We start from the raw sequence: 23,485 nt of genomic DNA on the forward strand, positions 1-23,485 counted from the left end.
GGTTACTCGGCCGCCTCGGCCGGGGCCAGCACGGCGCGGATCGCGTCGACATTCACGTCGTCATGCTCTGCGATGACCACAAGACGCCCGCGGCGGGCCTCGTTGGGCTTCCAAGGGCGGTCGTATTGATGGCGCACGCGCGCGCCCACGGCCTGCACCAGCAGGCGCATCGGCTTGCCGGCGACGCTGGCATAGCCCTTGACGCGCAGGATGTTCTGGCTGTTGGCCAGATCCTCGATGCGGCTGACCAGATCGGCGGGATCGGCGAGTTCCGGGAGGTCGATGACGACGGATTCGAAGTCGTCATGCTCGTGATCGTCATGGTCGTCGTGGTGGCTGGGCCGTGCATGCATGTCGTCTTCTGCTGCGGCTTCCAGCCCGAGGATCACGCGCGGATCGACGACGCCCTCGGCGACCTCGACCACGGGCAGCGGGCGGGGGGCTTCGGCGGCAATGACCTCCTTCGCCTTGGCCACGCCTTCGGGGCCAGCAAGGTCGGGTTTGGTCAGCAGGATGATGTCGGCGCAGGAGATCTGGTCCTCGAACACTTCCGAGAGCGGGGTTTCGTGGTCGATGCTGTCATCGGCCAGGCGCTGGGCGTCGACCCGGGCCACGTCGGGCGCAAAGCGGCCTGCCGCGACGGCCTCGGCATCGGCGAGCGCGATGACGCCGTCGACAGTGATCTTGGAGCGGATGTCGGGCCAGTCGAACGCCTTGAGCAGAGGCTTGGGTAGGGCCAGACCGCTGGTTTCGATCAGGATGTGATCGGGGCGCGGATCGAGCGCCATCAGCGCCTCGATCGTGGGGATGAAATCGTCGGCCACGGTGCAGCAGATGCAGCCATTGGCCAGTTCCATGATGTTTTCCGCCGGGCAATCGGGGATGGCGCAGCTTTTCAGGATTTCGCCGTCGACGCCGACATCGCCGAATTCGTTGACGACCACGGCCAGGCGGCGGCCGCCGGGATTCTGCATCAGGTGGCGTACCAGCGTCGTCTTGCCGGAGCCCAGAAAGCCCGTGATGACGGTGACGGGAAGTTTCGCGAGATCGGTCATTGGTCAGCCTTTGCAGTCAGGGGTGGGATGCGCGCAACGCAGTTGCGCTTGAAGTGTTCGGGGCGCTGGCGCCACGGGATCAGCCCGTCCTCGGTCTGTTGATAGAGGACCGCGCCTTGCAGCAGCATGTCGGGATGCGACGTTTCGTCGAGATTTCCGTACAGATACGTCCAGCGGTCGCCGCCGCGCATGGCCGCGGTGCAGCCCGCCTCACAGTTCTGCAGGCATTCGACGGGTGTCACGGTGACGCCGTCGGGCAGCGCACGCGCCGCGATTTCCTCATAGAGGCGCTGGCCGGGGCGGCGTTCGTCCTCGGGGATCTCCTGCCCCTTGCGGCACTTGATGCAGATCAGCAGCTCTATGGGCGTGCTCATGTATCCTCCAATGTCGGGGGTGCGCGCGGAGGTGGCGGGTGGCCACCCATCCGAGCCCGGCACACCCCGTCCGGTTCGTCTGTTCGTTCTTGTTGGCAGGTCTCCCGGCTTGCGGTTTCGGGCCTTTCGGCCCACGGTTTCCGGCCTTCCCGGCATTGCGCCAGTGGCGGTGGAAACCTTCCCGGTTCACGGTCGCGGGGGCGGCTGTGCCTGGCGCGATGCGCTGCACATTCCCTTTTCACCTGTTTACACAGGCACCAACACGGTGCGACATGCTGCGAAAACCCACCTTGTGTCAAGGAGACGTCCCATGTCCGACCCGTCCGAAGCGGAAAAGACTGCCCGCCACAACGAGAAGATGAAGAAGATCAAGGCCGCGCGCGACCGCATGATGGCGGACAAGACCGAGGAGAAAGGCCTGATCATGGTCCATACAGGGCCGGGCAAGGGCAAGTCGTCGTCTGGGTTCGGGATGATTCTGCGCTGCATCGCGCATGGGATGCCTTGCGCGGTGGTGCAGTTCATCAAGGGCAACTGGGTGACCGGCGAAGCCGAGATGCTGCGCAATCGCTTTTCGGACGAATGCCGGTTCTTCATTTCGGGCGAGGGGTTCACCTGGGAGACGCAGGACCGGGAACGCGATATCGCTGCCGCGCAGAACGGATGGACCATCGCGAAAGAGCAGATTCGCGACCCCGAGATGAAATTCGTGCTGCTGGACGAGATCAACATCGCGCTGCGTTACGACTATATCGACATCGACGAGGTCGTGGATTTCCTGCTGCACGAGAAACCGCCGATGACGCATGTCTGCCTGACGGGGCGCAATGCCAAGCCCGAACTGATCGAAGCCGCCGACCTGGTGACCGAGATGAGCCTGGTCAAGCATCCGTTCCGGGACGGGATCAAGGCACAGAAGGGTGTCGAGTTCTGATGTATCCTGTGCTGGTCGCCGGTGGAAATGTCCCGAGGGCGGTATCGGGTGAAAAGGGCCGGTCATGCCCGCGTTGATGATCCAGGGCACGGGGTCGAATGTCGGCAAGTCGATGCTGGTGGCGGGCCTGTGCCGGGCGGCGCGGCAGCGGGGCTTGAGCGTGGCGCCGTTCAAGCCGCAGAACATGTCGAACAATGCCGCGGTGACGGCGGACGGTGGCGAGATCGGTCGTGCGCAGGCATTGCAGGCGATGGCCTGCGGAGTGGCGTTGCACACCGACATGAACCCGGTTCTGTTGAAGCCGGAAACGGATATCGGGGCCCAGGTGATCGTGCAGGGCAAGCGGCTGACCACGGCGAGGGCAGTGGAGTATTCCAGGCTGAAGCCGACGCTGATGGCGGCGGTGCAGGACAGCTTTGCCCGGTTGCGCGCAGAGCATGACCTTGTGATCGTCGAAGGCGCAGGCTCGCCCGCCGAGATCAACCTGCGCAAGGGTGACATCGCGAACATGGGCTTTGCCGAGGCGGCGGATGTGCCCGTGGTCCTGTGTGGTGATATCGACCGCGGCGGGGTGATCCCGCAGATCATCGGCACGCAGGCGGTCCTGCCGCAGGCGGATGCCGCGCGAATCGGAGGCTTTCTGATCAACAAGTTTCGCGGCGACCCGGCGCTGTTCGAGGATGGCTATCGGGAAATCGAGGCGCGCACCGGGTGGCGCGGCTATGGTGTGGCACCATGGTTTTCCGAGGCGTGGCGACTGCCGGCGGAGGACGCGCTGGATATCGCCGATAGCCCCGTTCAGGGCGCGTTTCACATCGTCTGCCTGCAATTGTCGCGGATCGCGAATTTCGATGATCTGGACCCGCTGACGCAGGAGCCGGGCGTGCGGGTCACGATGCTGCAACCGGGGCAGGTGCTGCCGTGCGACGCGGACCTGGTCATCATTCCCGGTTCGAAATCGACAAGGGGAGACCTGGATTTTCTGCGCCGGCAGGGATGGGACATCGACGTTCTGGCACATCACCGGCGCGGCGGCAGGGTGCTGGGCATCTGCGGTGGCTACCAGATGCTGGGCCGCATGGTCTCGGACCCGGCGGGGATCGAGGGGGCGCCGGGGGATACGCCGGGGCTGGGATTGCTGGACATCGAGACGGTCATGGGGGGCGACAAGAGCCTGGCGCAGGTCGACGCGCACCACGTGGGGCTGGACCGGCCGTTTGCCGGATACGAGATTCACATCGGCCGCAGCGATGGGCCGGACCGCGCGAGACCGTTCGCCAAGGTGGGTGGCGTGGACGAGGGGGCGGTATCTGCCGATGGTCGCGTGGCGGGCAGCTATCTGCACGGCATGTTCGCCGATGACAGGTTCCGCGCAGCCTGGCTTGAATCGAACGGGGCCGACGCGTCGGACCTGGGGTACGAGGCGATGGTTGAACGCACGCTGGATGCACTGGCAGCGCATCTTGAGGCGCATTTGGATGTCGCGGGTCTTCTGGCGCTGGCCAGATGAGGTCAGGCGGCGCGGATCGCCTCTTTTAGTTGCGGCCAGCGGGGCTGCGGCGACAGGCCATAGCGATGGCGCGGGCCGATTTTGGCCAACCATGCCATCAGCCGGACTGCGCCTTGCGCGCCATTCATAGGGATCATGCGAAGGGGAGTTCCATCGGCGCAGGCCGCTGCATTGCGCAACCGCGCCAGGTCGGATTTGCGCGGCAGCGCTGCTCGGGCTTCGTCGGTTATGAGGAACCGGGTGGAGTTCGGGATTGATGCCGGTTGACAGATCGAGCCAGTCGGCGGTGCGCCGCCCAGCCAGGCAATGGCAGTATCAACGTTGTCGTTGTGATCCCGGTGTGCCGTCCTGATGTTCTTAGAGCAGGGCAAGACCGACCAGTACGAGGGCGCAAAGTGCCATCGCGCGCCGGTAGAGTGCCAAAGCGCGCGCCAGATCTTCGGGGGTCGGATCGGGGGCGGCGCCGTTCAACCAGGGCTCGTCGGTGGGACAACCGTCATAGATGCGTGGACCGGACAGCCGGACATTCAGCGCACCGGCCATCGCGGCCTCGGGCCAGCCCGCATTCGGCGAACGATGCCGGGGCGCGTCACGCCGCATCACGTGAAGCGCGTGAAAGAGCGCCCCCGAGGCCAGTGCGAAGATGAGGCCGGTCAGCCGGGCGGGAAGCCAGTTCACGAGATCATCCAGCCGGGCGGCGGCTTTGCCGAACGCCTCGAAACGGTCGTTGCGGTGGCCGATCATGGAATCCATCGTGTTGATGGCCTTGTAGACTGCGATGCCGGGCAGGCCCAGGATCACGCCCCAGAAGATCGGGGCGACGATTCCGTCGGAGGTATTCTCGGCAAGGCTCTCGGTGGTTGCCCGCGCGATGGCCGGCGTATCAAGCTTGGTCGGGTCGCGCCCGACGATCATGCTGACGGCGTGGCGCGCGGCGGGCATGTTTTCGGCGGACAGCGGGTGCGCGACGGCGGCTACATGCGTATGCATGGAGCGAATGGCAATGAGCGGCCAGGCCAGTACGGCGCCGATCATCGCACCGACCCACCCGTGGGGCAGGATAACCTGAACGATCAGGGCGGGCAGGCCGGCGAGCAGGGTTATCCCAAGGACTGTCACGCCCCCGGCCACCAGCCGCCGGCGGCGGGACCCGCGATTCAGCCGGCGCTCGGCCATTGTGATGACCCGGCCAAGCCAGGTGACCGGGTGGCCGATCCGGGCGTAGAGCCGGTCGGGCCAGCCGAAGGCGAGATCGAGGGCCAGGGCGCCCAGCATCATAAGGGCGAAACTCATGCGCGGCCTGTCTCGGAGCTGAGAATGGTCTTGAGCCCCGCTTCTTGAAGGGCGGATGGGCCGTATGGCGGGTTGTTTCGTGGCGCATATCGGCTCCGCCCGCGGGCGGAGCCGGTATGCGCGCGCACTGTGCCCACGGTACCGAGATCCCTTGCGAAGTCGGCCATCGGATCGCAAGGGCCACGACGCCCTTTGCAGCGAGGCGCGGAGCCCAAGGCGAGGGCGGCGGCGCGGCGCAGGTTGCCTGCCTCGGTCGCTGCTGCCCGGTCATCGGTAAAGGGCAAGGCCTCCTCGGACAGGGCCGTGTCACGTAACGGCGAACAGGCCAGGGCGATCAGGGCCACCTGCCCCGAAAGACCGTACCGCCCTTGGATCCATTCCCCGAAATGGCCGCAGATCGTGACGTAGTTCATGTGCGGTTGACCTCGATCACCGAGAGCGGTCCGTCGGGGCCGCAGCGCAGGCGCGTCACCGACAGGTGCGCCACCTCGAATGCCAGACCGCCGGGGGCGTGCCCGGTCACGAAGCCGAGTGCGGCGCGGATCACGCCGGCATGGACGACCAGCGCCACCGGGCCGTGTGCGGCGGCATGGCGCCCATGCTCGATCAGGCCGGGTGTCACGCGCGCGCAGAGGTCGTTGAAACTCTCGCCGCCGGGCGATCGGTGCGCCGCGAGTGCCGCGCTGTCCAGAACGCCGATGTCGGGCAACGCGTCAAAGGCCAAGCCGTCATGCGCACCGAAGTCCTGCTCCCACAGGCGTGCGTCCTGCTCGCAGGGTCCGAAAAGCGCTTCGGCCGTCTGGCGGCAGCGTTGTGCCGGACTGCTGATGACCCGGGTGATATAGGCCAGCCGATTTCTGAGCGCCGCGACCGCGTTGGTGTCGAGGATGGCCGCAACATCGGTGCGGCCATATAGATGCCCCGGATCGGCCACGGGGGCGTGACGGATCAGGACAAGCTCTGGCCGGGGGGGCGCAACGGGTTCCAGGACGTCGCCTTTCAGCTTTCTTTTTTCCTCGAAAAATGCTTTCCCACGCTGCAATGAAAAAGTCGATACTCATCACCGGGGGCGCGCGTTCCGGCAAGTCGGCACTGGCCGAACGGATGGCTTTGCAGCCAACCGGACGAGCCATCTATATCGCGACCGCGCGTCTGCACGCAGGCGACGACGAGATGGCCGAACGCGTGGCGAAACACAAGGCCCGGCGCGGTGCGGCATGGCATGACGTTCACGCACCGACCGATCTGGCCGGGGCGTTGCAGGACACCGATGGCAGCGTGCCGCGGCTCGTCGATTGCCTGACGCTGTGGTTGACCAACCTCATCCTCGAAGACAGCGACTGGCAGGCCGAGACCGCGAGGTTGGTCGAAACGCTGGCAAGCCAGGCCGCGCCGGTCGTTTTCGTCACCAACGAGGTGGGGCAGGGGATCGTGCCCGAGAACAAGCTGGCCCGGCTGTTCCGCGATGCCGCGGGGCATGTGAACCAATCCGTGGCGCTGGCCTGTGACGAGGTATGGCTGACCGTGGCGGGCTATCCTATGAAGGTGAAGCCGAATGACCATTCTTTCTGACGTCTCTTCCCTGGGCGAGGTTGCCGGGCTTGCCGGGTCTTTATCCGTAACGGATACCGATGCCGCCGAGGCGGCGTTGGCGCGCCAGAACAGCCTGACCAAGCCGCCGGGCGCCTTGGGACGGCTGGAGGAGCTGGCGATCTTCATGGCGGGCTGGCAAGGCACAGACCGGCCTGCCATTTCCAGCGCGCAGGCCCTTGTTTTTGCTGGTAATCACGGCGTCTGCGCGCAGGGGGTCAACCCCTTCCCGCAGGACGTGACGGCCCAGATGGTGGCGAATTTCGAGCACGGTGGCGCGGCGATCAACCAGTTGTGTCGCGCGAACGGGGCCGAACTGTCGGTGATTGCGCTGGAGCTGGACCGGCCGACCGCGGATATCACCGCCGGGCCGGCCATGTCGGAAGCCGAGACGCTGGACGCCCTGCGCCAAGGGGCTGCGGCCGTCGATCCTGGGGTCAGCGTTCTGATCCTCGGCGAGATGGGCATCGGAAACTCGACCATTGCCGCCGCGATGGCCAAGGGCGCATTCGGCGGAGACGCGGCGCAATGGGTCGGCAAGGGGACGGGGTCGGATGACGCAGGGGTGGCGCGCAAGATCGACGTGGTGACACGCGCCTGCGCGTGTCACTCAGACGCCAGAGGTCTTGAAATCCTTGCCCGGCTCGGCGGGCGGGAGCAGGCGGCGATCTGTGGTGCCGTGCTGGAAGCGCGGGCGCGGCGTATGCCGGTCATCCTTGACGGGTTCATCTGCACGGCGGCGACGGTGCCGCTTTTTGCTGCGGACCGGCGGTTCCTGGACCATTGCCTTGTCGGCCATGTCAGCCGTGAGCCGGGCCATGCGCGGCTTCTGTCGGAACTGGGCATGCGGCCGATCCTGTCGCTGGACATGGCGCTGGGCGAAGGCTCGGGCGCGGCGATTGCGCTGGGCGTGTTGCGCTCGGCGCTGGCCTGTCACAACGGGATGGCGACCTTTGCCGAGGCCGGGGTGTCCGGTCAATGAGTTTGCGTGCGCGCGTTGCCGAGTTTCAACTGGCAGTGATGCTGCTGACCCGGCTTCCGGCCGGGCGGATCGGTGACGACCCGCCGACGATGCTGGCCGCGCGGTGGGCGTTCGTTCCGGTGGGGGCGCTTGTTGGCGCAATGACGTGGCTGGTCTTCGGCCTCGCGGCGGCGGTCGGCGCGTCCGAGCAGATTTCGGCCCTTCTGGCGCTGGGAGGACTGGCGCTGGTCACCGGGGCGCTGCATTTCGACGGGCTGGCGGATTTTGCCGACGGGCATGGCGGCGGGCGCGACAAGGCGCACGCGCTGGAGATCATGCGCGACAGCCGCATCGGCAGCTATGGCGTGGTTGCGGTGGGGGTGGTGGCGGCCCTGTGGGCGGTGTCGGTAGCCGACGCCGACCCCGGCTTTTGGGCGTTCGTCGGGGCGGCCATGCTGAGCCGCGCAGCCATGGTGGCGGTGCAGGAAAGCCTGGCACCGGCTCGCGCGGATGGTCTGGGGCGCAGCGCGGCGGGGCGCAGCAATGCCGCGGGCGGCGTGCTCGTGGCTGTGACTGTGGCGGCGCTGGTGGTTTCGCCCTGGGCGCTGTTGGCCTGCGCGCTGGTGACTTTTGCCATCGGCTGGCTGGCGCGGCGCAAGATCGGCGGGCAGACCGGCGACGTTCTGGGGGCCGCGCAACTGGTCTCGGAAACCGCGATCTGGGTGACGGTGGCCTGCCTTTGACGGCCCTGGTTTGGGGCGTCAGTCCTGCCAGCCCTCGTGCATGATCAGGTCATCGAGAGACAGTCTCTGCCGCCATCCCTTGGCTGCCAGTTCGGGCTGCTGATAAAGCTGATCGACATACCCCACGCAGAGATAGGCCACCAGTTCGACATGCTCGGGGATGCCAAGCAGGGCAGCGATTTCGCGGTGATCGAAAATGCTGACCCATCCCACGCCGATCCCTTCGGCGCGGGCCGCGAGCCAGAGATTCTGGACCGCACAGACGGTGGAATAAATATCCATGTCACGGTTGTGCGTCCGGCCGAGAACAACCTTGCCACCGCGGGTGCGGTCGCAGGTCACCACGATGTTGAGCGGCGCCTTGGTGATCCCTTCGAGCTTCAGCGACCGATAGGTGGACTGCCGGTCTTCGGGAAACATGGCGGCGGCTTCTTCGTTGGCGCGGCTGAAGACGCGCTGCACCCCGGCCCTGCGCTCGGGGTCGCGGATGAGCATGAAATTCCACGGCTGCATGAAGCCGACGGACGGCGCGGCATGTGCCGCTTCGAGAACCCGGCGCAGGGCGTTCTCGTCTATCGGATCAGGCAGAAACTCGTTTCGCACGTCCCGGCGCGACGCGATGATGTCATACAGGCTCTGCCTTTCCTGCGAGGAAAAGACGCGTGCCGGACTTGGCTTGGGTTGATCCGCCATGGGGGCCTCTGCGATAGATTCTGCGACTTCTGAGCGACCCTTTCAAAGGGTGATGGATCGTGGAAAGCGTCGGCAAGCGGCTTAAATTCGCCCTCCGGCGCAGCGATTTCATTCCTATGTCAGGCTGGCGCAGGAACTTGCAAGCATGATGCGACCTGTATGCCCGTGCTTCGCAGGCGTGTCCACGTGGCGGCAACTCCGCGCATCGGGGTTTGACCTGTCTTGAAGCTTTGTATTGTTGACAGGTCGCAATGCTTGCTAGACTAACGGAGTTGATCGGTTCCATTTCCGCACGGGATGGAGAACAGGGAACGCGGTGCGCCTGAAAATACTTGGCAATTCCGTGGCTGTCCCCGCAACTGTAGGCGGCGAATCAGGCTGAATACGTCACTGGAGCAATCCGGGAAGGCCAGCCAGACGATGAAGACCCGCAAGCCAGGAGACCTGCTGATCACGACCGAAACCACAAGGCCTTCGGGTGTGAAGGCAAAGAGGTAGTACTATGACTGTAAAGACTGCAACCACCGCACAGACCGCATCGGCTTCCGCGCTGGTGTCGGTGTTCGCGATCGCGGCGCTGGGTCTTGGCGTGATCTTCGTGGCAGGCCACGTTCAGGCCGGGACGCTTCACGACGCGGCGCATGACGTGCGTCACGCCACCGGCTTCCCCTGCCACTGAACTGGTGTTTACGCGTCTGCTGACCAGCGCCTTGTTCGCTGGCGCTGCCGCAGGGTTGATTATCGCCCTGTTGCAGCTTTTTTTCGTGCAGCCGGTCCTGCTTCACGCAGAGCTTTATGAAGGCGGCGAGCTGGTGCATTTCGGGACCGACTCGACTGTTTCGGCCACGCCAGACCTGCCTGGCTTCGATGCCGTGCGTGACGGGCTGAGCATCATCTTTACCATGCTGATCTATTCCGGTTACGCGATGATCCTGGTGGCGCTGATGTCGCTGGCCGAGAGCCGTGGTGCGGCGATAAACGCGCGTACGGGCCTGATCTGGGGCGTTGCAGGGTTTGTCGCGGTGCATCTGGCTCCGGGCTTTACCCTCGCGCCGGAAGTTCCGGGCGTGGCTGCGGCCGATGTCTACGAGCGCCAGGTGTGGTGGTTCGCAACCGTGCTGACAGCGGGGATCGCCATGTGGCTGATCGCGTTCAGCCGCAACTGGGCCGGGTGGGGCGCCGCCGTGGTGCTGTTGCTGGCGCCGCATGTCATCGGTGCGCCCGAGCCCGAGGTCTTTACCGGACCCGTTCCGACCGAGATCGGCGCCCTGTTCGCGTCGCGCGCGCTTGGGATCGGATTGGCGGCCTGGGTCATGCTGGGGGCCTTCGCGGGTTTCTTCTGGTCGCGCGAAAGCGAAACGGCCGGCCAGGCGCAGACCGTCTGACATTGGCACATCAAAATCCGGGCGCGTGCCTTGCGCGCCCGACTTCTTGTTAAGCCTGAATTCGGACCCGCTCATGGACCGTTCCATCCCAATGCTTCTTATCGGCCTCGTTTTCGGCGGGGGCATCGGGTTTGCGGTCGCCGCGACGAACGGTGTCGCCCTTGACGGGCATGACCATGGCGATCCGGCGCATCATGGCGGTCACGAGCAACACGCCGGGGCAGGCATGCACGATCACGGCGACCTGTTGTCGGTTCCGGCAGGCGCCGATGCGCCGACGCTGAAGATCGAGGTGACGCCCGATCCGTCCGCGGGATGGAACCTGCACATCATGACCGAGAACTTCCGGTTCTCGCCGGAGAATGCCAGTCGTGACCATGTCCCGGGCGAGGGACATGCCCATGTCTATGCCAACGGCGTCAAGCTGGCGCGGGTCTATGGCCCCTGGATGCATCTGGATACCTTGCCCGAAGGCGAGGTGGAGCTGGAAGTGGCGTTGAACAGCAACGATCACCGCCCGCTGGCCGTGGACGATACGCCGGTTGCGCAGACCGCCACGCTTAACAACTGAGCGCCGGCACACGCCCCACCAGGCAGAACCGAAGCCGGCCGCAGGGCTGGGCGTCCTCGATCCAGCCGTCCGGCGCGGCGAGGTAGGCGCGCAGGGTCGCAGCGATATCTTCTGCATCCGCCACCGGGTCGACCCCGTTGAAGAAATAGGTGGCCCGGCCCGGGCCCTGCATGGCCATCGAAACCGGGCTGGCGCAACCGTTCATGCACCCGCGCTCGACGATACTCACCGCGTCTGCCAAGCCTGAGGCCGCCAGTTCCTCGCGCAGGGTCGCAAGGTCCGAGGGCCCGCAGTTCTGACAGAAATGGACGGTGGCGGCGGGGAGCATTCGGTGTCTCGCATTGCTTACAGGCTTCGAGGCATACAGTTCCCAGCCTTCAGTGTCCCGGATTTTCCGGGTCGGCATCCGCATCGCCGCGGTCGAACGCAACCGCCCAGGCGTTCAGCAGAGGGCTGTCGCCGTGCTGGCGGCGCCACTGGCGGATCGCGTTGCGCAGACCGGCACGGGCCATGCGGGTGTCGGGCTCGAACCAGGTTTCGGGGTCACGTGCCTCGCTCAGGGCTGTCCACACGCGCTGTTTCTGATCGACGTAGTCCTGGGGACCCCAATCGGACAGCAGCGCCTGGAACGCCGCGAATGCCGTCTCGTCAAAGTCCTGGTCCTCGCCGAGGCGTCCCATGACAGGACTGTTCGGGTGAAAGCCGCAGCAGGGCACCCAGCCGTCGGGAATGGGCGTGTTGGCGGAATGGGTCCGGTTGCCACGCAACAGCTTGGGCAGCACGTGGGTGTGCGGCCCCTCGTGCGAGTTGCCGCCGGTGTCTGGTCCGCCGATCATCTGGTAGACTTCGACCCGGCCAAGGCGGGTCAAGGCGACGCGATGCGGATGCGCCTTAAGGATCGCACCCATTGCCGGATTGTCCTGTTCGAAAAGCGAGCGACCGGCGTTCGCGCGGAGCTTTTCCAGCAACGCGGGATCGGCGGTGCGGATGCAGAAATCGACCTGCGGCTGGGCGAGGCCCATGTCGAAGATGACTGCCTCTTGGTCTTCTTCGCGGATCGCATCCGTGTCGGGGCCGAGTTCGGTCAGAACATCCCGCCGGTTCATCGAAGCGGCGTCTTCGGGCAGGCAGAGCGAGACCGCCTGCGTCCAGCGGTGGGATTTGGGGCTGAGCGTCTCGTAGGCGACGGGCCGGACGCCCTCCAGCGTATCGATACGGATGCCGCCGCGCGACGTGACCTGCTGCAATGCCGATGCTTCGATAGGTGTGGGATCGCCCGCCACGTGGTGAAATTCCGCAATCGCGCCGAAAGAGCCCATGTTCCATCCCGCGTTCGGGTCGTTCAGCCCGTCCTTCAGTACAGCTTCAAGATGTTGCATCGAACACTTCTCCTCTTGTGGCCAACCATTGGCGTGCGCCGTCCAGAACGGCGAAATAGACGGCGCGGCCCGCGGCTTCGCCGATATCGGTGTGAAGGCCGGCATAGCGTGTCTGCCCCGGCAGTGCCGCGACGGCAAGGCAATCGGTTCCGGTCCCGGTGGCGCGCCCTGGCGCGAGAGGCAAATCCAGGTCCATCACCGCGGCCGTGCGCGCCTGAACCGCGATGCTCATGGCCTCGATGAGCGCGACGTCGGTAAGGCGGCGGTTGAGACGGAGTGCTATATTGATGGTGCCCCATTGTTCGCCTTCTGGAGCGGTTCTGTGACCGACGCGCTCGGCATTGCCGAGACCAACGGTCGCGACGGCCTGCGCCTCTGTCGCGCCGGCCGTGGCGACGGCGTGGGTAAAGCTGCGAACATCTCGAGAGGTCAGGAAGGCCACGGCATCCTCGGCGTTTCGCGCGGCCAGCTCGGCGCGAAGCCACTCTTGGGCGTCGAGATCCTTGGTGAGGTCCGCATCGCGTATTTCGCGCCAGACGATGCGGTTCGCCGTCACAAATCCGGGTCTGTGCACGGCCCAGCTGAGCACCTGCATCTCTTGTCCGAGGTCGAATTCCAGCCAGGGGCGGTGCAGCGAGACGTTGTTCATTGCAGCACCTCGAGCGACTGGAACACGAAACCCCTGTCTGTGTCCTGAAACCATGCCGTGACGCCGAAGATGTCGGCGAGGCGTTGGTCGGTCAGGACATTGGCGGGCTTGCCGTCCGCAACAAGCCCCTTGTTGCCCAGCATGATCAGACGGGTGCAGTGACGGGCGGCAAGGCCGAGGTCATGCAGCGACACCAGGGAGGATTTGCCGGTCCGTGCAAGCGCCGCGAAGGTCTGCATGGTGGAGATCTGGTGGGCGGGATCGAGCCCGGCGATCGGTTCGTCGGCGACGAGCAGCGGAGTTTCCTGCGCCAGCGCCCGGGCGATCAGCACGCGGGCCTGTTCGCCGCCCGAAAGCTGCGTGGCATCGCGGTGGCGAAACTCGGTCAGCTCCATCCAGTCGAGTGCGTCGTCGACGGCCTTGCGGTCGTGGTCAGCCGGATTCTGGATAGAGTTGAGGTAGGGGGTGCGGCCCAGCATTACCACGGTTTCCACGTTCACCGGCCAGGCGATCTCGCGTGCCTGGGGCATCCAGGCGGCTTGCCTGGCGCGGGCGTTTTCCGACAGGGTGGCGAGGTTGCTGGAGCCGGTGAAGGGCAGCAGGCCAAGCGCAGCCCGCATCAGTGTCGTCTTGCCCGCGCCGTTGGGGCCGATGAGGCCGACGAACTCGCCTGTCCCGATCTCGAAGCTGACGTCGCGCAGCACATCGCGATTGCGCAAGGCGACCGTGAGGTCCTTGACGGACAGAAGGCTCATATCCGTTCCTTTCGCAGCTTCAGGATGAGATGCAGGAACAAGGGTGCGCCGACAAGCGCAGTCAGCACACCAAGCTTGAGGTCGCGGGCGGGCAGGATGACCCGCACGGCAATGTCGGCGGCCAGGACCATGGCCGCGCCGCCAAGTGCCGAGGCCCAGAGCAGGCGGGAGGGATGCGCCCCGACCAGGGGGCGCAAAAGGTGCGGGACCACGAGGCCGACAAAGCCGATTGCACCGGCGACCGCCGTGCCCGCGCCGACCACGCAGGCAGTGCCGAGCACCAGCAGCAGGCGCAGGCGGACAAGGCGGATGCCCATGGCCGCCGCCGCATCCTCGCCAAGCGTCATCGCGTCGAGGCCACGCCCCAGGCCCGCGAGCAGGGCAAAGCCCATGGCCATGAAGGGCAGGGCGAGCCACACATGCGTCATCGAGCGGTCAGTGAGCGAGCCCATCATCCAGAAGACGATTTCATTCGCGGCGAAGGGATTGGGCGAGAGGTTCAGCACAAGCGAGGTCAGCGCCCCGGCCAGGGCAGAGACCGCGATGCCGGCCAGGATTAGTGTCAGGGACGTGCCGCGCGGGCCGGCCAGTGACATGACCAGGATCACCCCCAGCAAGGCGCCCGTGAGCGCGGCCAGGGGAAGGCCGAGCGCGAACGCCCCCGCGAGCCCGGTATGGATGGCCAGCACAGCCCCGAGCGCGGCAGAGCCGGAGACGCCGATCAGGCCGGGCTCTGCCAGCGGATTGCGCAGGTAGCCCTGCATCGCCGCCCCCGCCAGCCCGAGGCTGCCGCCGATGAGCACGGCGAGGATGGCGCGCGGCAGCCGCACCTCGCGCATCACCAGCGTCAGGGGGCCGCCATCGCCCAGGAAAAGCGCGGACAGGCTTTGCCTGATGCCGATACCGGCGGGGCCTATCAAGAGCGACGCGGTGAATAGCGCGACGACCACCAGCAGGAGCGACAGGAACAGCGCCCTCATTGCCCGTCTCCGAAGAGGGCTTTGCGATCGGAGGCAAGCTCCTCGATGGCGCGCAGCACGTAGGGTGTGCCGCAGGCCCAGTCGCGGTCGGTGATGCTGGCCCGTTCACCCGTCCGGCGCAGCGTTTCGATGACCGGGTGGTTCATGATCGCCTCTGCGCGAGATTCGCCGGGATAGGGCTGCGAGGTGATCACCAGATCGGGGTTGGTGACCGCCAGCACCTCGAGCGGGATCTTCATGCCCGCTCCGTACCCGGCCTCCGCCGCGGCGTTGGTAAAACCCGCCGTGATCAGGATCTGGCCTGCCAGCGTCTGTTCCCCCGAGGTGTAGCCGTTGGCGTAGTAAAGCACCGCACGGGGCCGTTGGGCCACTTCGGTCCGCAGGTTGGCCAGACGCGTGTCGAAATCCGATACCAAGGCCTGTGCCGTATCCTCGCGGTGCAGTACCTCGCCCATTTGCAGGATGCGGTCCCGCACATCGTCAAGCGACGAAGCGGGATCGAACATGACGACCGGGATATCCAATCTGCGCAGCATTTCCACGGTGGCTCGGGTTGAGTATGCACCTGCGATCACGAGATCGGGCTGCATAAGGAATATTTCCTCGGCCAGTCCATGATTGATGACGTGCTCTTTTGCCTGCTCTGCCATGGCCGAGGAGCGGGCGTCCGCGGCGATATAGGTTACCGAATGCAGCTGACCAGGTGCCGCCAGCATCATCGCCAACTGGTCGGTGCACAGGTTCATTGACACGACACGGCGCGGCGTCTCGGCCACGACCGGGCTGGCGCCGCACAGCAAAGCTGCTAGGGCCAGTCCGGCAAGGGCCGTGGAGAGAAGCCGCGCCGTCATTTCAGAAGGTCGCCGTCAGGCCGAAGAACGCCGTGCGGCCGGGAGTGTCGTAGCCGAGGACCTCCTGATACTTTTCGTCCGTCAAGTTCTCGATCCGGCCATAGATTTCGACGCTGTCGGTCAGCTGGTGCCGCAGGCCGACGTTGACGAGGGTGTAGTCCGGCAGGGTCACGGGCACCGAGATGAAGCTGGGCGGGAAGAACAGGTCGACATTGTTCGCCACGTGCTGAACGTCCATGGTGAACCGCGTACGGTCATCCGGGAAGTCGTAGCCAAGCTGCAAGAGTATCTCGTGTTCCGGGCGGCGAACCTCGGTGCTGCCGTTCGGGTTCTCGGCGTCCAGCCAGGTGTAATTCAGCCCAAGGTCGAGCCGTGCGTTCACCTGCCACGTCGCACCGATTTCCACGCCTCTGCGGTCACTTTTGCCGGCTTGGTTGAAGGGTGTCAGGCTGCCGGTTCCGGGGTCGACGGTGGACGAAATTTCGTTGGTCAGCTCATCGTCGAAATAGGTGACGTCGATAAGGCCACGCCCGCCAAGGAATTGTTGTTCTACACCGAAATCCCAGCCTTCGCTTTGCTCGGGTTCCAGATTGGGGTTGCCGATGAAGTTGTTGGAAAAACCGAACTGTTCGAACATGGTCGGGTTCTGGACGCCGGTGCCGTAGGAGGCATGCAGTCGCGTGGTCTGGTTGGCCAGCATGTAGGACACACCGACAGCGTAGGTCGTGAAATCCTCGAATTCGTCGTTGAAATCATGCCGGAGGCTGGCCTGCACATCAAGGCTGTCGGTCAGGTTGCCTTGGTATTCCGCCACGAGAGCGGTCTGCTCGCGCGTCTGCTTGATCAGCTGGCTGGGTGCGGAGACGAAGGCGGGGTTGTTGTTGACGAAAGTCTCCCGCTCCCACTCGGCGCCAAGCGTCAGCACATGGCGGGCTGTGTCGACCGAGCCGCCATCCAGCGCGACGCAGCCCTGGTAGCTGATCTTCTGCCGTGTCTCGGTCGTATCGCCCGACTGCACCCCGGCGCCGTTGAAACGGTCTGTCTGGATGTCCGCAAAGGACAGGTCGAGCCGGTTCCGGAAACGTCCGCCGAACGTGTCGAGCTCGGCGTAGATCGAACCGAAGGTCTCGGCTGTATCAGAACCGGAAAAGTCATCGACGAGTATCTGTCCGGCAGGTGTGAGCACCGTGTAGATCTGGCTGTCGGAGTCCGAGTCGCTTTTCACGTGCCGCAGGGTGCCGCCGAAGGTCAGGTTCTCGGTCGCGTAATACTGGACGTTGAGGTTGTAGGTTTCATTCAGATCGCCGTCATCCTCGCCATTCAGGCCCGACACGTCATAACCGCCGGTATCCCGGCGCGTCGCGGAAAAGCTGAGCGCCAATTTGTCCGTGCGCTGCCGCAAGGCCAGGCTGACTTGCGTGGTCTTGTCGGTGCCGAACTCGAAGCCGGCCTGCCCGCTGAAGCCCGGTTCGGTCGCGCGCTTGGTGGTGATCGAGATCACGCCGCCGATGGCGTTCGAGCCGTAAAGCGACGATTGCGGGCCGCGCAGGACCTCGATACGCTCGATGTCGGCGCTGAGAAGACCGCTGAAATCGTATTCGCCCTGGCTGGGCGAGGCCACTTCGACGCCGTCGATGATGACCAGCGTGTGGTTGCCTTCGTGGCCGCGCATCCGGACCTGGGTCAGACCGCCAGCGGGGCCTGTCCGCGAGACGGAGACACCGGGCAGTGAGCGGATGAGGTCGACGGCGTATCTAGACCCGCGATCCTCGATATCCTCTTCCGTCAGGACCGTACCGGCGCGACCATAAGCGCTACCTTCGATCGGGGTCAGGCCGCCGGAGACAAAGATCGTTCCCAGATCATAGGGCGTGTCTTGCGCAATGGCGGGGTGGGTGAAAAGGGCAGTGGATGCCGCAAGCGCGGCTTTGAATGAGCGTGACATGGCGTGTCCCTCCGGATTTCGCTTGACGCGATGGCTGTTGCTTTGGCCTTTGGAGGGGTGCCTCCGCAGACGGTGATGTCGTCACCGCTACGGAAAGTCCGTCGTCGAAACGCGCCCCGCGTTCGGACAGGGTGATCACCTCGGCAGGTCTCCTGACTTGCGGGTCAACGCTTGGCCGGGTCTTCCCATCATGCGTCGCACGACAGTGACATGGTCCGGCTTCGCTCTCCGCCTACAGTTGCGGGGGCAGTTGCGGAATGGACGCCTTGGGCGTCGCACCGCATTCCCTATTATCCCGCCGGAAAACCGCCGGGAACCGAAGTGAGTCGATGGTTAATGAATGAAATGGTTTGAGAAAAGATAAAAATCGAAGGCTGGAAGGTTTCATCCGCAGCCGGGTGGTACACTGAAGCCCGGCCCCATTCACGTTTCACATGGCGAAGCCGTCGATCCCGAGCTTCTCATTCGGGTGGCGGACCGCTCAACCTGATCGAAGAACCGGCACGGTCGTTTCCGCGTCGCCCGACACCGCCAGGCTATGGACCATTGTCCGAAGCGTAGCAAAAGTGTTGGCGGCCATACGGGCGGGTTCGAAGGAAACACCCAGGCGGATTTGATTGAGCCGCGGTCTTGTCCATGACACTTGGTCTGGATTAGGAGGGATTGAATGAACTTCAGTCAAGACTTATGATCGACATCCAGCCTCTTGCCATTTTACGCGAAATCGATCGGACCGGCAGCCTGACCGATGCCGCGGATCGGCTGAACCTGACGCAGTCGGCCGTCAGCCACGCCATCCGCCGCTTCGAGGAGCGGCACGGTGTTAAGCTCTGGGAGCGCGAGGGGCGCAAGCTGCGGCTCACCCCGACAGGGGACTACTTGCTCGGGTTGGCGGCCCGGGTGCTGCCACAGCTCGAACACGGCGCGTCGGTCCTGGAGGATTACGCACGTGGACGGCGCGGGTCGATCCGGGTGGGGATGGAGTGCCACCCTTGTCAGGACTGGCTGATGCGGATCGTCGATCCGTTTCTCGCGGCTTGGCCGGATGTCGACCTCGACGTGACCTCGGCCTTTCAGTTCGGTGGTCTCGCGGCCCTGCTGGGGCACGAGATCGATTTGCTCGTCACACCCGACCCGGTCGAGCGAGCGGGGTTGGAGTACCGGCCCGTGTTCAACTACGAATTGGTTCTGGCCGTCGCCAACGACCACCCGTTGGCCCGGAAAAGGCAGGTCACGCCCTCCGACATGGTGCGCGAGACGCTGATTACCTATCCCGTCGCGCGCGAAAGGCTGGATATCTACACGCAATTCCTCGTGCCCGCCCACGCCCTGCCGCGCAGGCATCGCACGGTCGAAACCACCGACCTCATGCTGCGGCTGGTGGCTTCGGGTCGCGCGGTCAGTGCCACGCCGGACTGGCTGCTGCGGGACGCCAAAGCTGTGACAGGGGTGCGCATCGGGTCCGGCATCCCGAAGTCGATCCATCTTGGCTATCGGACGGGGGAATTGCCGAGCTATCTCGAAGGATTCATGCAGCTGGCGGAAACCGTCGACATTTGACGGCGTGGCTTTGGCATAGGGCCGGTAGCCCATATTGCGACACATGACGGGTCGTCATGTTTGTCCGACAAGAAGTCATTTTTTTTCATGCTTCAACTGCGCCAAAAGGAGGCATCGCCAGACCCGTCGGGCCGCCCGCCGGCACAGGCTTCATGAACACTGACAGGAGATCGGATAGCCATGAACGAGCCTTTCGCATTCCAGATCAAGAGCCTTCGGTTCGACGAAACCTACAGGCCCGAGAGCGGCACGCGACTGACCACGAATTTCGCCAACCTCGCACGCGGCGAACACCGCCAGCAGAACTTGGCGAACGCGTTGCGCATGATCGACAATCGGTTCAACGATCTGGCCAGTTGGGATAACCCGCGGGCCGACCGCTATGCGGTCGAGTTGGACATCATCTCTGTCGATCTGGACCTAGATGGCAGCGGAGACGCCTTCCCGGCGATCGAAATGCTGAAGACCATGATCATCGACCACAGGACCGGCACCCGCACGCAAGGGCTCGTGGGCAACAATTTCTCGTCCTATGTGCGCGACTATGATTTCAGCGTAGTGCTGCCCGAGCATAACAAGGCGCGCGACAGCTTCAGCCTGCCTGACGATTTCGGTGATCTGCATGGCAAGATATTCAAGGCCTTCGTCGCCTCGGATACCTTCAAGGCGCAATTCCGCAAACCGCCGGTGATTTGTCTCAGCGTGTCGGAAACCAAGAACTACGAGCGCACTGCAAATGTCCATCCCGTGCTCGGCGTCGAGTACGTCCCAAGCGGGGCCTCCCTGACCGAGCAGTATTTCGGGAAGATGGGCCTTGAAGTGCGTTACTTCATGCCACCGAAAAGCGTCGCGCCGCTGGCTTTCTACCATGCCGGCGATCTGCTGAACGATTGCACCAACCTCGAACTGATCGGTACCATCAGCACGATGGAGGCCTTCCAGAAGATCTACCGCCCCGAGATCTACAATGCCAATTCCGTGGCGGGCCAGATCTACCGGCCCAGCCTGAAGCATCAGGATTTCTCACCGACCCGCGTGGTCTACGACCGCGAGGAACGTGGGCGTCTGGCGACCGAGCAGGGCAGATTTGCCGAGGACATCTTCATCAAGCCGCATCGCGCCCGGTTGGCTGAATGGTCCGCCCAGTTCGCCGCCTAGTCCAAAAACAGGAAAGACATGACCATGACCAAACTGCTCCCCACCTCCACCGCCGGCAGCTTGCCGAAACCCTCCTGGCTGGCCGAACCTGAAAAGCTCTGGTCCCCATGGAAAATGGAAGGCGAGGCATTGGCGCAGGCCAAGCAGGACGCCCTGCGCGTGACGCTTGGCGAACAACGCGGCGCGGGCATCGACATCGTCAGCGACGGCGAACAGACGCGCCAGCATTTCGTCACCACCTTTATCGAAGGGCTCGAGGGCGTCGATTTCCAACAGCGAGAAACGGTGCGCATCAGGGATCGCTACGATGCCAGCGTGCCCACGGTGGTCGGCGCCGTATCCCGCCCCCGCTCGGTCTTTGTGGAGGATGCAAAGTTCCTGCGCGCCCAGACCGATGCCCCGATCAAGTGGGCCTTGCCGGGACCAATGACGATGATCGACACGCTTTATGATGCGCATTACCGCAGCCGCGAAAAGCTTGCGTGGGAATTCGCCACGCTTTTGAACCAGGAGGCGAAAGAGCTTGAGGCCGCAGGTGTCGACATCGTCCAGTTCGACGAACCGGCCTTCAACGTCTTCTTCGAAGAGGTGAACGACTGGGGCATGGCCACGCTGGAACGGGCCATGGAGGGGCTGAAGTGCCAGAAAGCCGTCCATGTCTGCTATGGCTACGGCATCAAGGCGAATACCGACTGGAAGGCGACGCTCGGCTCGGAATGGCGGCAATACGAGATGATCTTCCCCGCCATTCAGCACTCCAGTGTCGATCTGGTTTCGCTCGAATGCCACAACAGCCATGTGCCGCTGGATCTGATCGAAATGTTGCGCGGCAAGAAGGTCCTGGTCGGTGCCATCGATGTGGCCAACACGACCGTTGAAACGCCGGAAGAGGTTGCCGACACCCTGCGCAAAGCCTTGCATTTCGTGGATTCGGACAAGCTCTATCCCTGCACCAACTGTGGGATGACGCCCTTGTCTCGGCAAGTGGCGCGCGGCAAGCTCGAGGCGCTGAGCGCGGGTGCCGGGATCATCCGGCAGGAACTGGAGGCCGCTGCAGCGGCATGACCCCGACGATCCCAAAAATCGACCCAAAGACCCTGCGCGACTGTTGCGGCCGTTTCGCCACCGGCGTTACCGTGGTCACCACCCGGACGCCGGAGGGCGACCATGGCATGACCGTCAGCGCTTTCATGTCGGTTTCGCTTGACCCGCCGCTGGTCTGTATCTCGGTGGGGCACGGCGCGAAGATGCTGCCGAAGCTGTGCGCGTCGGGGCGCTATGCGGTCAACATCCTCGCTGAGGATATGCGCGCTCAAGCCCTGCATTTTGCCGGGCGCCCCGATGCGGCGCTTCGCGACCTTTTCAAAGAGCGCGGGGGCCTGCCGGTTCTGCGTGGCGCTGCGGCGGTGATCGTGACCGAGGTCGTTCAGCAGGTCGAGGCGGGGGACCATGTGCTTTTGCTCGGTCGCGTGCAGCATCTGGAACAGGCCCCGGCGGCGAGACCGCTGCTGCATCACGCCGGAGAGTTCGGTGGCCTCCTTGCGTATGCGGCCTGAACCACTCGCATGATCCTGCGAAGCAAGCCGTCCGGGCCCGCAATGGCGCTGGTCCGGACGCCATTTCTGGTGGGTTCACACGCTCTCAGGCGCGACCGAAGCGACTATGCTGCGATCCAGCGCCTCGAAGTCATTGAGGCGAATGGTCTGGTAAAGCTCCGCCCGGGTTTGCATCTCGTTCTGCATCGCCGTGGTCGCGCCATCACGCGCCAGCGAGGTATAGAGCCGTTCCTGCGCCCGGTTAACCACTCGCAAGGACGAGACCGGCCAGATCACCATGTCATATCCGAGCTCATCGAACTCTCGGGCGGTCAACGCAGGCGTGCGGCCGAACTCCGTCATGTTGGCCAGAAGCTTGACCCCCGGCAGTGCCGTGCGCACCTCGCGAAACATCTCGACACTGGTCAGGGCTTCGGGGAAGATCGCGTTTGCCCCGGCCTCAACATACAGCTTGGCCCGGGCAATCGCGCCCTCAATACCCTCGGACGCTGCCGCATCGGTCCGTGCGATCACCACCAGGTCGCGCGACGCCTTCGCCGCCGATGCAACCTTGGCCGCCATATCCTGTGGCGCGACCAGCCTCTTGTCGTTCAGGTGGCCGCATTTCTTGGGCAGGAACTGGTCTTCCAGATGAACAGCCCCGGCACCCGCCTCCTCGAAGGCGCGCACCATGTGCATGACGTTCAGTGCCTCGCCATAGCCGGTGTCGCCATCGACCAGCAGGGGGAGGCCTGAGGCGCGGGCGATCTGGCGGATGAAGAAGCAGACCTCGTCCACTGTAATGATCCCGAGATCCGGGAGCCCCATGGAGGCGGTCATCGCCGCCCCCGACAGGTAGAGCCCTTCGAAGCCCGCCGCCTTGGCCTGCAAGGCGGCCTGTCCGTTATGGGCGCCGGGCAGGCGCAGGATGCCGGGATGCTCCAGCAGAGCGCGGAAGCGGTGGCCCGCCGTGGCGGTCGGCAGGTCGTCTGCGATCAGATAGGTCATGCGCTCACTCCGCCGCCGCCGAAAGGGTGAATCCGCGCTTGGACAGCGGCACGAAGGCTCGGTTCTCGGGGCCGATATAGTGGGCCGAAGGGCGGATGATCTTGTTGTCTTGCCGCTGCTCGATCACGTGCGCGCCCCAGCCGTCTGGTCTATTCGCGCGGGTTGGATCTGCGGAACCCAGATCTGGCGACTCCAATCGGCGCGGGCTGCAAGATTTGCGATCGCCGCGCCTGTCCGCAACGGGCCTTTCCGATGACGGGGCGACCGCTGCGTACCGATCCGGGGGTGTCCCGCCTCGCTCCCTATTCAGGCACGGAGACTGGCTAAAACCGTGCTAACCTGTCCGCTGCTCTGGTCCGTCCCGCTCTGTTCAGTTTCACTCTCTTTGCGGCTGTCGGCGGGATAGTGTCCCGAGCCGTCAGTCCCGTCTATCGACGCGTGCTGTTTCTGTCGTCAGCACCAATGGGACAGATTGGGCTGAACTGATTAGAGAGGATTTCTGGCGCATCGTAACCACCAAGGACTGGAGATGAGACAGAACCCGGAACCAAGCAGA

Annotated in this window: 29 protein-coding genes and 3 riboswitches; of the genes, 13 read left to right on the forward strand and 16 right to left on the reverse strand. The window is 64.6% G+C overall.

Annotated elements, in window-relative coordinates:
* Window positions 1–2: 2 nt before the first annotated feature.
* The gene (gene cobW / locus KUV49_RS18445; protein WP_222452424.1) at window positions 3–1,055 is read right to left on the reverse strand and encodes a cobalamin biosynthesis protein CobW; all 1,053 of its coding nucleotides are present in this window, start codon (window positions 1,053–1,055) and stop codon (window positions 3–5) included.
* Window positions 1,052–1,429: a DUF1636 family protein gene (locus KUV49_RS18450; protein ID WP_222452425.1), complete on the reverse strand. Its 378-nt coding sequence runs from the start codon at window positions 1,427–1,429 to the stop codon at window positions 1,052–1,054. The genes cobW and KUV49_RS18450 overlap by 4 nt, the downstream gene beginning before the upstream one ends.
* Before the next feature lie 76 nt (window positions 1,430–1,505).
* Window positions 1,506–1,706, reverse strand: a riboswitch (cobalamin riboswitch).
* Window positions 1,707–1,739: 33 nt separating this feature from the next.
* Here KUV49_RS18450 and cobO point away from each other — a divergent pair.
* Both cobO and KUV49_RS18460 read left to right on the forward strand, forming a co-directional pair.
* On the forward strand, window positions 1,740–2,363 hold the full coding sequence (gene cobO, locus KUV49_RS18455) for a cob(I)yrinic acid a,c-diamide adenosyltransferase (protein ID WP_222452426.1): 624 nt from the start codon (window positions 1,740–1,742) through the stop codon (window positions 2,361–2,363).
* A gap of 64 nt (window positions 2,364–2,427) precedes the next feature.
* A complete protein-coding gene (locus tag KUV49_RS18460) occupies window positions 2,428–3,873 on the forward strand; it encodes a cobyric acid synthase (RefSeq protein WP_222452427.1) in 1,446 nt (481 codons plus the stop codon).
* A gap of 2 nt (window positions 3,874–3,875) precedes the next feature.
* On the opposite strand, the gene KUV49_RS18465 is transcribed toward KUV49_RS18460, so the two are convergent.
* The 4 genes from KUV49_RS18465 to KUV49_RS18480 are packed head-to-tail and all read right to left on the reverse strand — an operon-like array spanning window position 3,876 to window position 6,208.
* Complete coding sequence (locus KUV49_RS18465; protein WP_222452428.1) at window positions 3,876–4,244, reverse strand: hypothetical protein; 369 nt, start codon at window positions 4,242–4,244, stop codon at window positions 3,876–3,878.
* Window positions 4,231–5,166, reverse strand: coding sequence for an adenosylcobinamide-phosphate synthase CbiB (gene cbiB, locus KUV49_RS18470; protein WP_222452429.1), 936 nt, complete (start codon window positions 5,164–5,166; stop codon window positions 4,231–4,233). Before cbiB ends, KUV49_RS18465 begins: the two co-directional genes overlap by 14 nt.
* Window positions 5,163–5,579, reverse strand: a complete 417-nt coding sequence (locus KUV49_RS18475; RefSeq protein WP_222452430.1) for a hypothetical protein — start codon at window positions 5,577–5,579, stop codon at window positions 5,163–5,165. The genes cbiB and KUV49_RS18475 overlap by 4 nt, the downstream gene beginning before the upstream one ends.
* On the reverse strand, window positions 5,576–6,208 hold the full coding sequence (locus tag KUV49_RS18480; protein WP_261391583.1) for a histidine phosphatase family protein: 633 nt from the start codon (window positions 6,206–6,208) through the stop codon (window positions 5,576–5,578). The genes KUV49_RS18475 and KUV49_RS18480 overlap by 4 nt, the downstream gene beginning before the upstream one ends.
* Here KUV49_RS18480 and cobU point away from each other — a divergent pair.
* Genes cobU through KUV49_RS18495 form a run of 3 tightly spaced genes read left to right on the forward strand, consistent with a single transcriptional unit; the run spans window position 6,208 to window position 8,460 of the window.
* On the forward strand, window positions 6,208–6,738 hold the full coding sequence (cobU, locus tag KUV49_RS18485; RefSeq protein ID WP_222452431.1) for a bifunctional adenosylcobinamide kinase/adenosylcobinamide-phosphate guanylyltransferase: 531 nt from the start codon (window positions 6,208–6,210) through the stop codon (window positions 6,736–6,738). The two genes, KUV49_RS18480 and cobU, sit on opposite strands and share 1 nt — an antisense overlap.
* Window positions 6,722–7,738, forward strand: a complete 1,017-nt coding sequence (gene cobT / locus KUV49_RS18490; protein ID WP_222452432.1) for a nicotinate-nucleotide--dimethylbenzimidazole phosphoribosyltransferase — start codon at window positions 6,722–6,724, stop codon at window positions 7,736–7,738. Before cobU ends, cobT begins: the two co-directional genes overlap by 17 nt.
* Window positions 7,735–8,460, forward strand: a complete 726-nt coding sequence (locus tag KUV49_RS18495) for an adenosylcobinamide-GDP ribazoletransferase (protein ID WP_261391584.1) — start codon at window positions 7,735–7,737, stop codon at window positions 8,458–8,460. The genes cobT and KUV49_RS18495 overlap by 4 nt, the downstream gene beginning before the upstream one ends.
* An 18-nt stretch (window positions 8,461–8,478) precedes the next feature.
* Here KUV49_RS18495 and bluB read toward each other — a convergent pair whose 3' ends face one another.
* Window positions 8,479–9,153, reverse strand: a complete 675-nt coding sequence (gene bluB / locus KUV49_RS18500) for a 5,6-dimethylbenzimidazole synthase (RefSeq protein WP_222452433.1) — start codon at window positions 9,151–9,153, stop codon at window positions 8,479–8,481.
* A 260-nt stretch (window positions 9,154–9,413) separates the two neighbouring features.
* A riboswitch (cobalamin riboswitch) is annotated at window positions 9,414–9,620 on the forward strand.
* A gap of 35 nt (window positions 9,621–9,655) precedes the next feature.
* On the opposite strand from bluB, the gene KUV49_RS18505 reads away from it, so the two are divergent.
* From KUV49_RS18505 to KUV49_RS18515, 3 genes are all read left to right on the forward strand, one after another.
* Window positions 9,656–9,832 (forward strand): CbtB domain-containing protein, encoded by a 177-nt coding sequence (locus KUV49_RS18505; RefSeq protein WP_222452434.1) that lies wholly within the window; start codon window positions 9,656–9,658, stop codon window positions 9,830–9,832.
* A gap of 4 nt (window positions 9,833–9,836) precedes the next feature.
* Window positions 9,837–10,538 carry a CbtA family protein gene (locus KUV49_RS18510; RefSeq protein ID WP_222452435.1) on the forward strand — a complete coding sequence of 234 codons (702 nt, stop codon included), beginning with the start codon at window positions 9,837–9,839 and terminating at the stop codon, window positions 10,536–10,538.
* A gap of 91 nt (window positions 10,539–10,629) precedes the next feature.
* Window positions 10,630–11,109 (forward strand): hypothetical protein, encoded by a 480-nt coding sequence (locus KUV49_RS18515; RefSeq protein ID WP_410001406.1) that lies wholly within the window; start codon window positions 10,630–10,632, stop codon window positions 11,107–11,109.
* On the opposite strand, the gene KUV49_RS18520 is transcribed toward KUV49_RS18515, so the two are convergent.
* From KUV49_RS18520 to KUV49_RS18550, 7 genes are read right to left on the reverse strand one after another with little or no spacing between them, the layout of a single operon-like run.
* Window positions 11,099–11,437 (reverse strand): DUF1636 family protein, encoded by a 339-nt coding sequence (locus KUV49_RS18520; RefSeq protein WP_222452437.1) that lies wholly within the window; start codon window positions 11,435–11,437, stop codon window positions 11,099–11,101. The two genes, KUV49_RS18515 and KUV49_RS18520, sit on opposite strands and share 11 nt — an antisense overlap.
* A gap of 49 nt (window positions 11,438–11,486) precedes the next feature.
* Window positions 11,487–12,488, reverse strand: coding sequence for a DUF6925 family protein (locus tag KUV49_RS18525; RefSeq protein ID WP_222452438.1), 1,002 nt, complete (start codon window positions 12,486–12,488; stop codon window positions 11,487–11,489).
* Complete coding sequence (locus tag KUV49_RS18530; RefSeq protein WP_222452439.1) at window positions 12,475–13,137, reverse strand: adenosylcobinamide amidohydrolase; 663 nt, start codon at window positions 13,135–13,137, stop codon at window positions 12,475–12,477. Before KUV49_RS18530 ends, KUV49_RS18525 begins: the two co-directional genes overlap by 14 nt.
* Window positions 13,134–13,892 (reverse strand): ABC transporter ATP-binding protein, encoded by a 759-nt coding sequence (locus KUV49_RS18535; RefSeq protein ID WP_222452440.1) that lies wholly within the window; start codon window positions 13,890–13,892, stop codon window positions 13,134–13,136. The genes KUV49_RS18530 and KUV49_RS18535 overlap by 4 nt, the downstream gene beginning before the upstream one ends.
* The gene (locus KUV49_RS18540) at window positions 13,889–14,872 is read right to left on the reverse strand and encodes a FecCD family ABC transporter permease (protein ID WP_222452441.1); all 984 of its coding nucleotides are present in this window, start codon (window positions 14,870–14,872) and stop codon (window positions 13,889–13,891) included. The genes KUV49_RS18535 and KUV49_RS18540 overlap by 4 nt, the downstream gene beginning before the upstream one ends.
* Complete coding sequence (locus KUV49_RS18545; protein ID WP_222452442.1) at window positions 14,869–15,723, reverse strand: ABC transporter substrate-binding protein; 855 nt, start codon at window positions 15,721–15,723, stop codon at window positions 14,869–14,871. The genes KUV49_RS18540 and KUV49_RS18545 overlap by 4 nt, the downstream gene beginning before the upstream one ends.
* A 1-nt stretch (window position 15,724) precedes the next feature.
* Complete coding sequence (locus tag KUV49_RS18550; protein ID WP_222452443.1) at window positions 15,725–17,668, reverse strand: TonB-dependent receptor plug domain-containing protein; 1,944 nt, start codon at window positions 17,666–17,668, stop codon at window positions 15,725–15,727.
* A gap of 124 nt (window positions 17,669–17,792) precedes the next feature.
* Window positions 17,793–18,004, reverse strand: a riboswitch (cobalamin riboswitch).
* A 351-nt stretch (window positions 18,005–18,355) separates the two neighbouring features.
* Here KUV49_RS18550 and KUV49_RS18555 point away from each other — a divergent pair.
* From KUV49_RS18555 to KUV49_RS18570, 4 genes are all read left to right on the forward strand, one after another.
* Entirely contained in the window at window positions 18,356–19,228 is an 873-nt protein-coding gene (locus tag KUV49_RS18555) for a LysR family transcriptional regulator (RefSeq protein ID WP_222452444.1), read from the forward strand.
* A 180-nt stretch (window positions 19,229–19,408) separates the two neighbouring features.
* A complete protein-coding gene (locus KUV49_RS18560; RefSeq protein ID WP_222452445.1) occupies window positions 19,409–20,386 on the forward strand; it encodes a DUF1852 domain-containing protein in 978 nt (325 codons plus the stop codon).
* 24 nt (window positions 20,387–20,410) lie between these two features.
* Window positions 20,411–21,451: a methionine synthase gene (locus KUV49_RS18565; protein ID WP_222452446.1), complete on the forward strand. Its 1,041-nt coding sequence runs from the start codon at window positions 20,411–20,413 to the stop codon at window positions 21,449–21,451.
* Window positions 21,448–21,942: a flavin reductase family protein gene (locus KUV49_RS18570; RefSeq protein ID WP_222452447.1), complete on the forward strand. Its 495-nt coding sequence runs from the start codon at window positions 21,448–21,450 to the stop codon at window positions 21,940–21,942. The genes KUV49_RS18565 and KUV49_RS18570 overlap by 4 nt, the downstream gene beginning before the upstream one ends.
* Before the next feature lie 75 nt (window positions 21,943–22,017).
* On the opposite strand, the gene prpB is transcribed toward KUV49_RS18570, so the two are convergent.
* A complete protein-coding gene (prpB, locus tag KUV49_RS18575; RefSeq protein WP_222452448.1) occupies window positions 22,018–22,929 on the reverse strand; it encodes a methylisocitrate lyase in 912 nt (303 codons plus the stop codon).
* A 4-nt stretch (window positions 22,930–22,933) separates the two neighbouring features.
* Window positions 22,934–23,056, reverse strand: coding sequence for a hypothetical protein (locus KUV49_RS18580; RefSeq protein WP_261391586.1), 123 nt, complete (start codon window positions 23,054–23,056; stop codon window positions 22,934–22,936).
* A 35-nt stretch (window positions 23,057–23,091) separates the two neighbouring features.
* On the opposite strand from KUV49_RS18580, the gene KUV49_RS18585 reads away from it, so the two are divergent.
* Entirely contained in the window at window positions 23,092–23,256 is a 165-nt protein-coding gene (locus KUV49_RS18585; RefSeq protein WP_261391587.1) for a DUF2083 domain-containing protein, read from the forward strand.
* Window positions 23,257–23,485: the final 229 nt, after the last annotated feature.

Source organism: Roseovarius atlanticus (genome assembly GCF_019802205.1).
Classification (GTDB): Bacteria; Pseudomonadota; Alphaproteobacteria; order Rhodobacterales; family Rhodobacteraceae; genus Roseovarius; species Roseovarius atlanticus_A.

What these genes read in the sequence shown, in the direction of transcription:
- cobW (WP_222452424.1), bottom strand. Translation starts at nt 1,055, where the DNA reads ATGACCGATCTCGCGAAACTTCCCGTCACCGTCATCACGGGCTTTCTG.
- KUV49_RS18450 (WP_222452425.1), bottom strand. Translation starts at nt 1,429, where the DNA reads ATGAGCACGCCCATAGAGCTGCTGATCTGCATCAAGTGCCGCAAGGGG.
- cobO (WP_222452426.1), top strand. Translation starts at nt 1,740, where the DNA reads ATGTCCGACCCGTCCGAAGCGGAAAAGACTGCCCGCCACAACGAGAAG.
- KUV49_RS18460 (WP_222452427.1), top strand. Translation starts at nt 2,428, where the DNA reads ATGCCCGCGTTGATGATCCAGGGCACGGGGTCGAATGTCGGCAAGTCG.
- cbiB (WP_222452429.1), bottom strand. Translation starts at nt 5,166, where the DNA reads ATGAGTTTCGCCCTTATGATGCTGGGCGCCCTGGCCCTCGATCTCGCC.
- KUV49_RS18475 (WP_222452430.1), bottom strand. Translation starts at nt 5,579, where the DNA reads ATGAACTACGTCACGATCTGCGGCCATTTCGGGGAATGGATCCAAGGG.
- cobU (WP_222452431.1), top strand. Translation starts at nt 6,208, where the DNA reads ATGAAAAAGTCGATACTCATCACCGGGGGCGCGCGTTCCGGCAAGTCG.
- cobT (WP_222452432.1), top strand. Translation starts at nt 6,722, where the DNA reads ATGACCATTCTTTCTGACGTCTCTTCCCTGGGCGAGGTTGCCGGGCTT.
- KUV49_RS18495 (WP_261391584.1), top strand. Translation starts at nt 7,735, where the DNA reads ATGAGTTTGCGTGCGCGCGTTGCCGAGTTTCAACTGGCAGTGATGCTG.
- bluB (WP_222452433.1), bottom strand. Translation starts at nt 9,153, where the DNA reads ATGGCGGATCAACCCAAGCCAAGTCCGGCACGCGTCTTTTCCTCGCAG.
- KUV49_RS18505 (WP_222452434.1), top strand. Translation starts at nt 9,656, where the DNA reads ATGACTGTAAAGACTGCAACCACCGCACAGACCGCATCGGCTTCCGCG.
- KUV49_RS18515 (WP_410001406.1), top strand. Translation starts at nt 10,630, where the DNA reads ATGCTTCTTATCGGCCTCGTTTTCGGCGGGGGCATCGGGTTTGCGGTC.
- KUV49_RS18520 (WP_222452437.1), bottom strand. Translation starts at nt 11,437, where the DNA reads ATGCTCCCCGCCGCCACCGTCCATTTCTGTCAGAACTGCGGGCCCTCG.
- KUV49_RS18525 (WP_222452438.1), bottom strand. Translation starts at nt 12,488, where the DNA reads ATGCAACATCTTGAAGCTGTACTGAAGGACGGGCTGAACGACCCGAAC.
- KUV49_RS18530 (WP_222452439.1), bottom strand. Translation starts at nt 13,137, where the DNA reads ATGAACAACGTCTCGCTGCACCGCCCCTGGCTGGAATTCGACCTCGGA.
- KUV49_RS18535 (WP_222452440.1), bottom strand. Translation starts at nt 13,892, where the DNA reads ATGAGCCTTCTGTCCGTCAAGGACCTCACGGTCGCCTTGCGCAATCGC.
- KUV49_RS18540 (WP_222452441.1), bottom strand. Translation starts at nt 14,872, where the DNA reads ATGAGGGCGCTGTTCCTGTCGCTCCTGCTGGTGGTCGTCGCGCTATTC.
- KUV49_RS18545 (WP_222452442.1), bottom strand. Translation starts at nt 15,723, where the DNA reads ATGACGGCGCGGCTTCTCTCCACGGCCCTTGCCGGACTGGCCCTAGCA.
- KUV49_RS18550 (WP_222452443.1), bottom strand. Translation starts at nt 17,668, where the DNA reads ATGTCACGCTCATTCAAAGCCGCGCTTGCGGCATCCACTGCCCTTTTC.
- KUV49_RS18555 (WP_222452444.1), top strand. Translation starts at nt 18,356, where the DNA reads ATGATCGACATCCAGCCTCTTGCCATTTTACGCGAAATCGATCGGACC.
- KUV49_RS18560 (WP_222452445.1), top strand. Translation starts at nt 19,409, where the DNA reads ATGAACGAGCCTTTCGCATTCCAGATCAAGAGCCTTCGGTTCGACGAA.
- KUV49_RS18565 (WP_222452446.1), top strand. Translation starts at nt 20,411, where the DNA reads ATGACCAAACTGCTCCCCACCTCCACCGCCGGCAGCTTGCCGAAACCC.
- KUV49_RS18570 (WP_222452447.1), top strand. Translation starts at nt 21,448, where the DNA reads ATGACCCCGACGATCCCAAAAATCGACCCAAAGACCCTGCGCGACTGT.
- prpB (WP_222452448.1), bottom strand. Translation starts at nt 22,929, where the DNA reads ATGACCTATCTGATCGCAGACGACCTGCCGACCGCCACGGCGGGCCAC.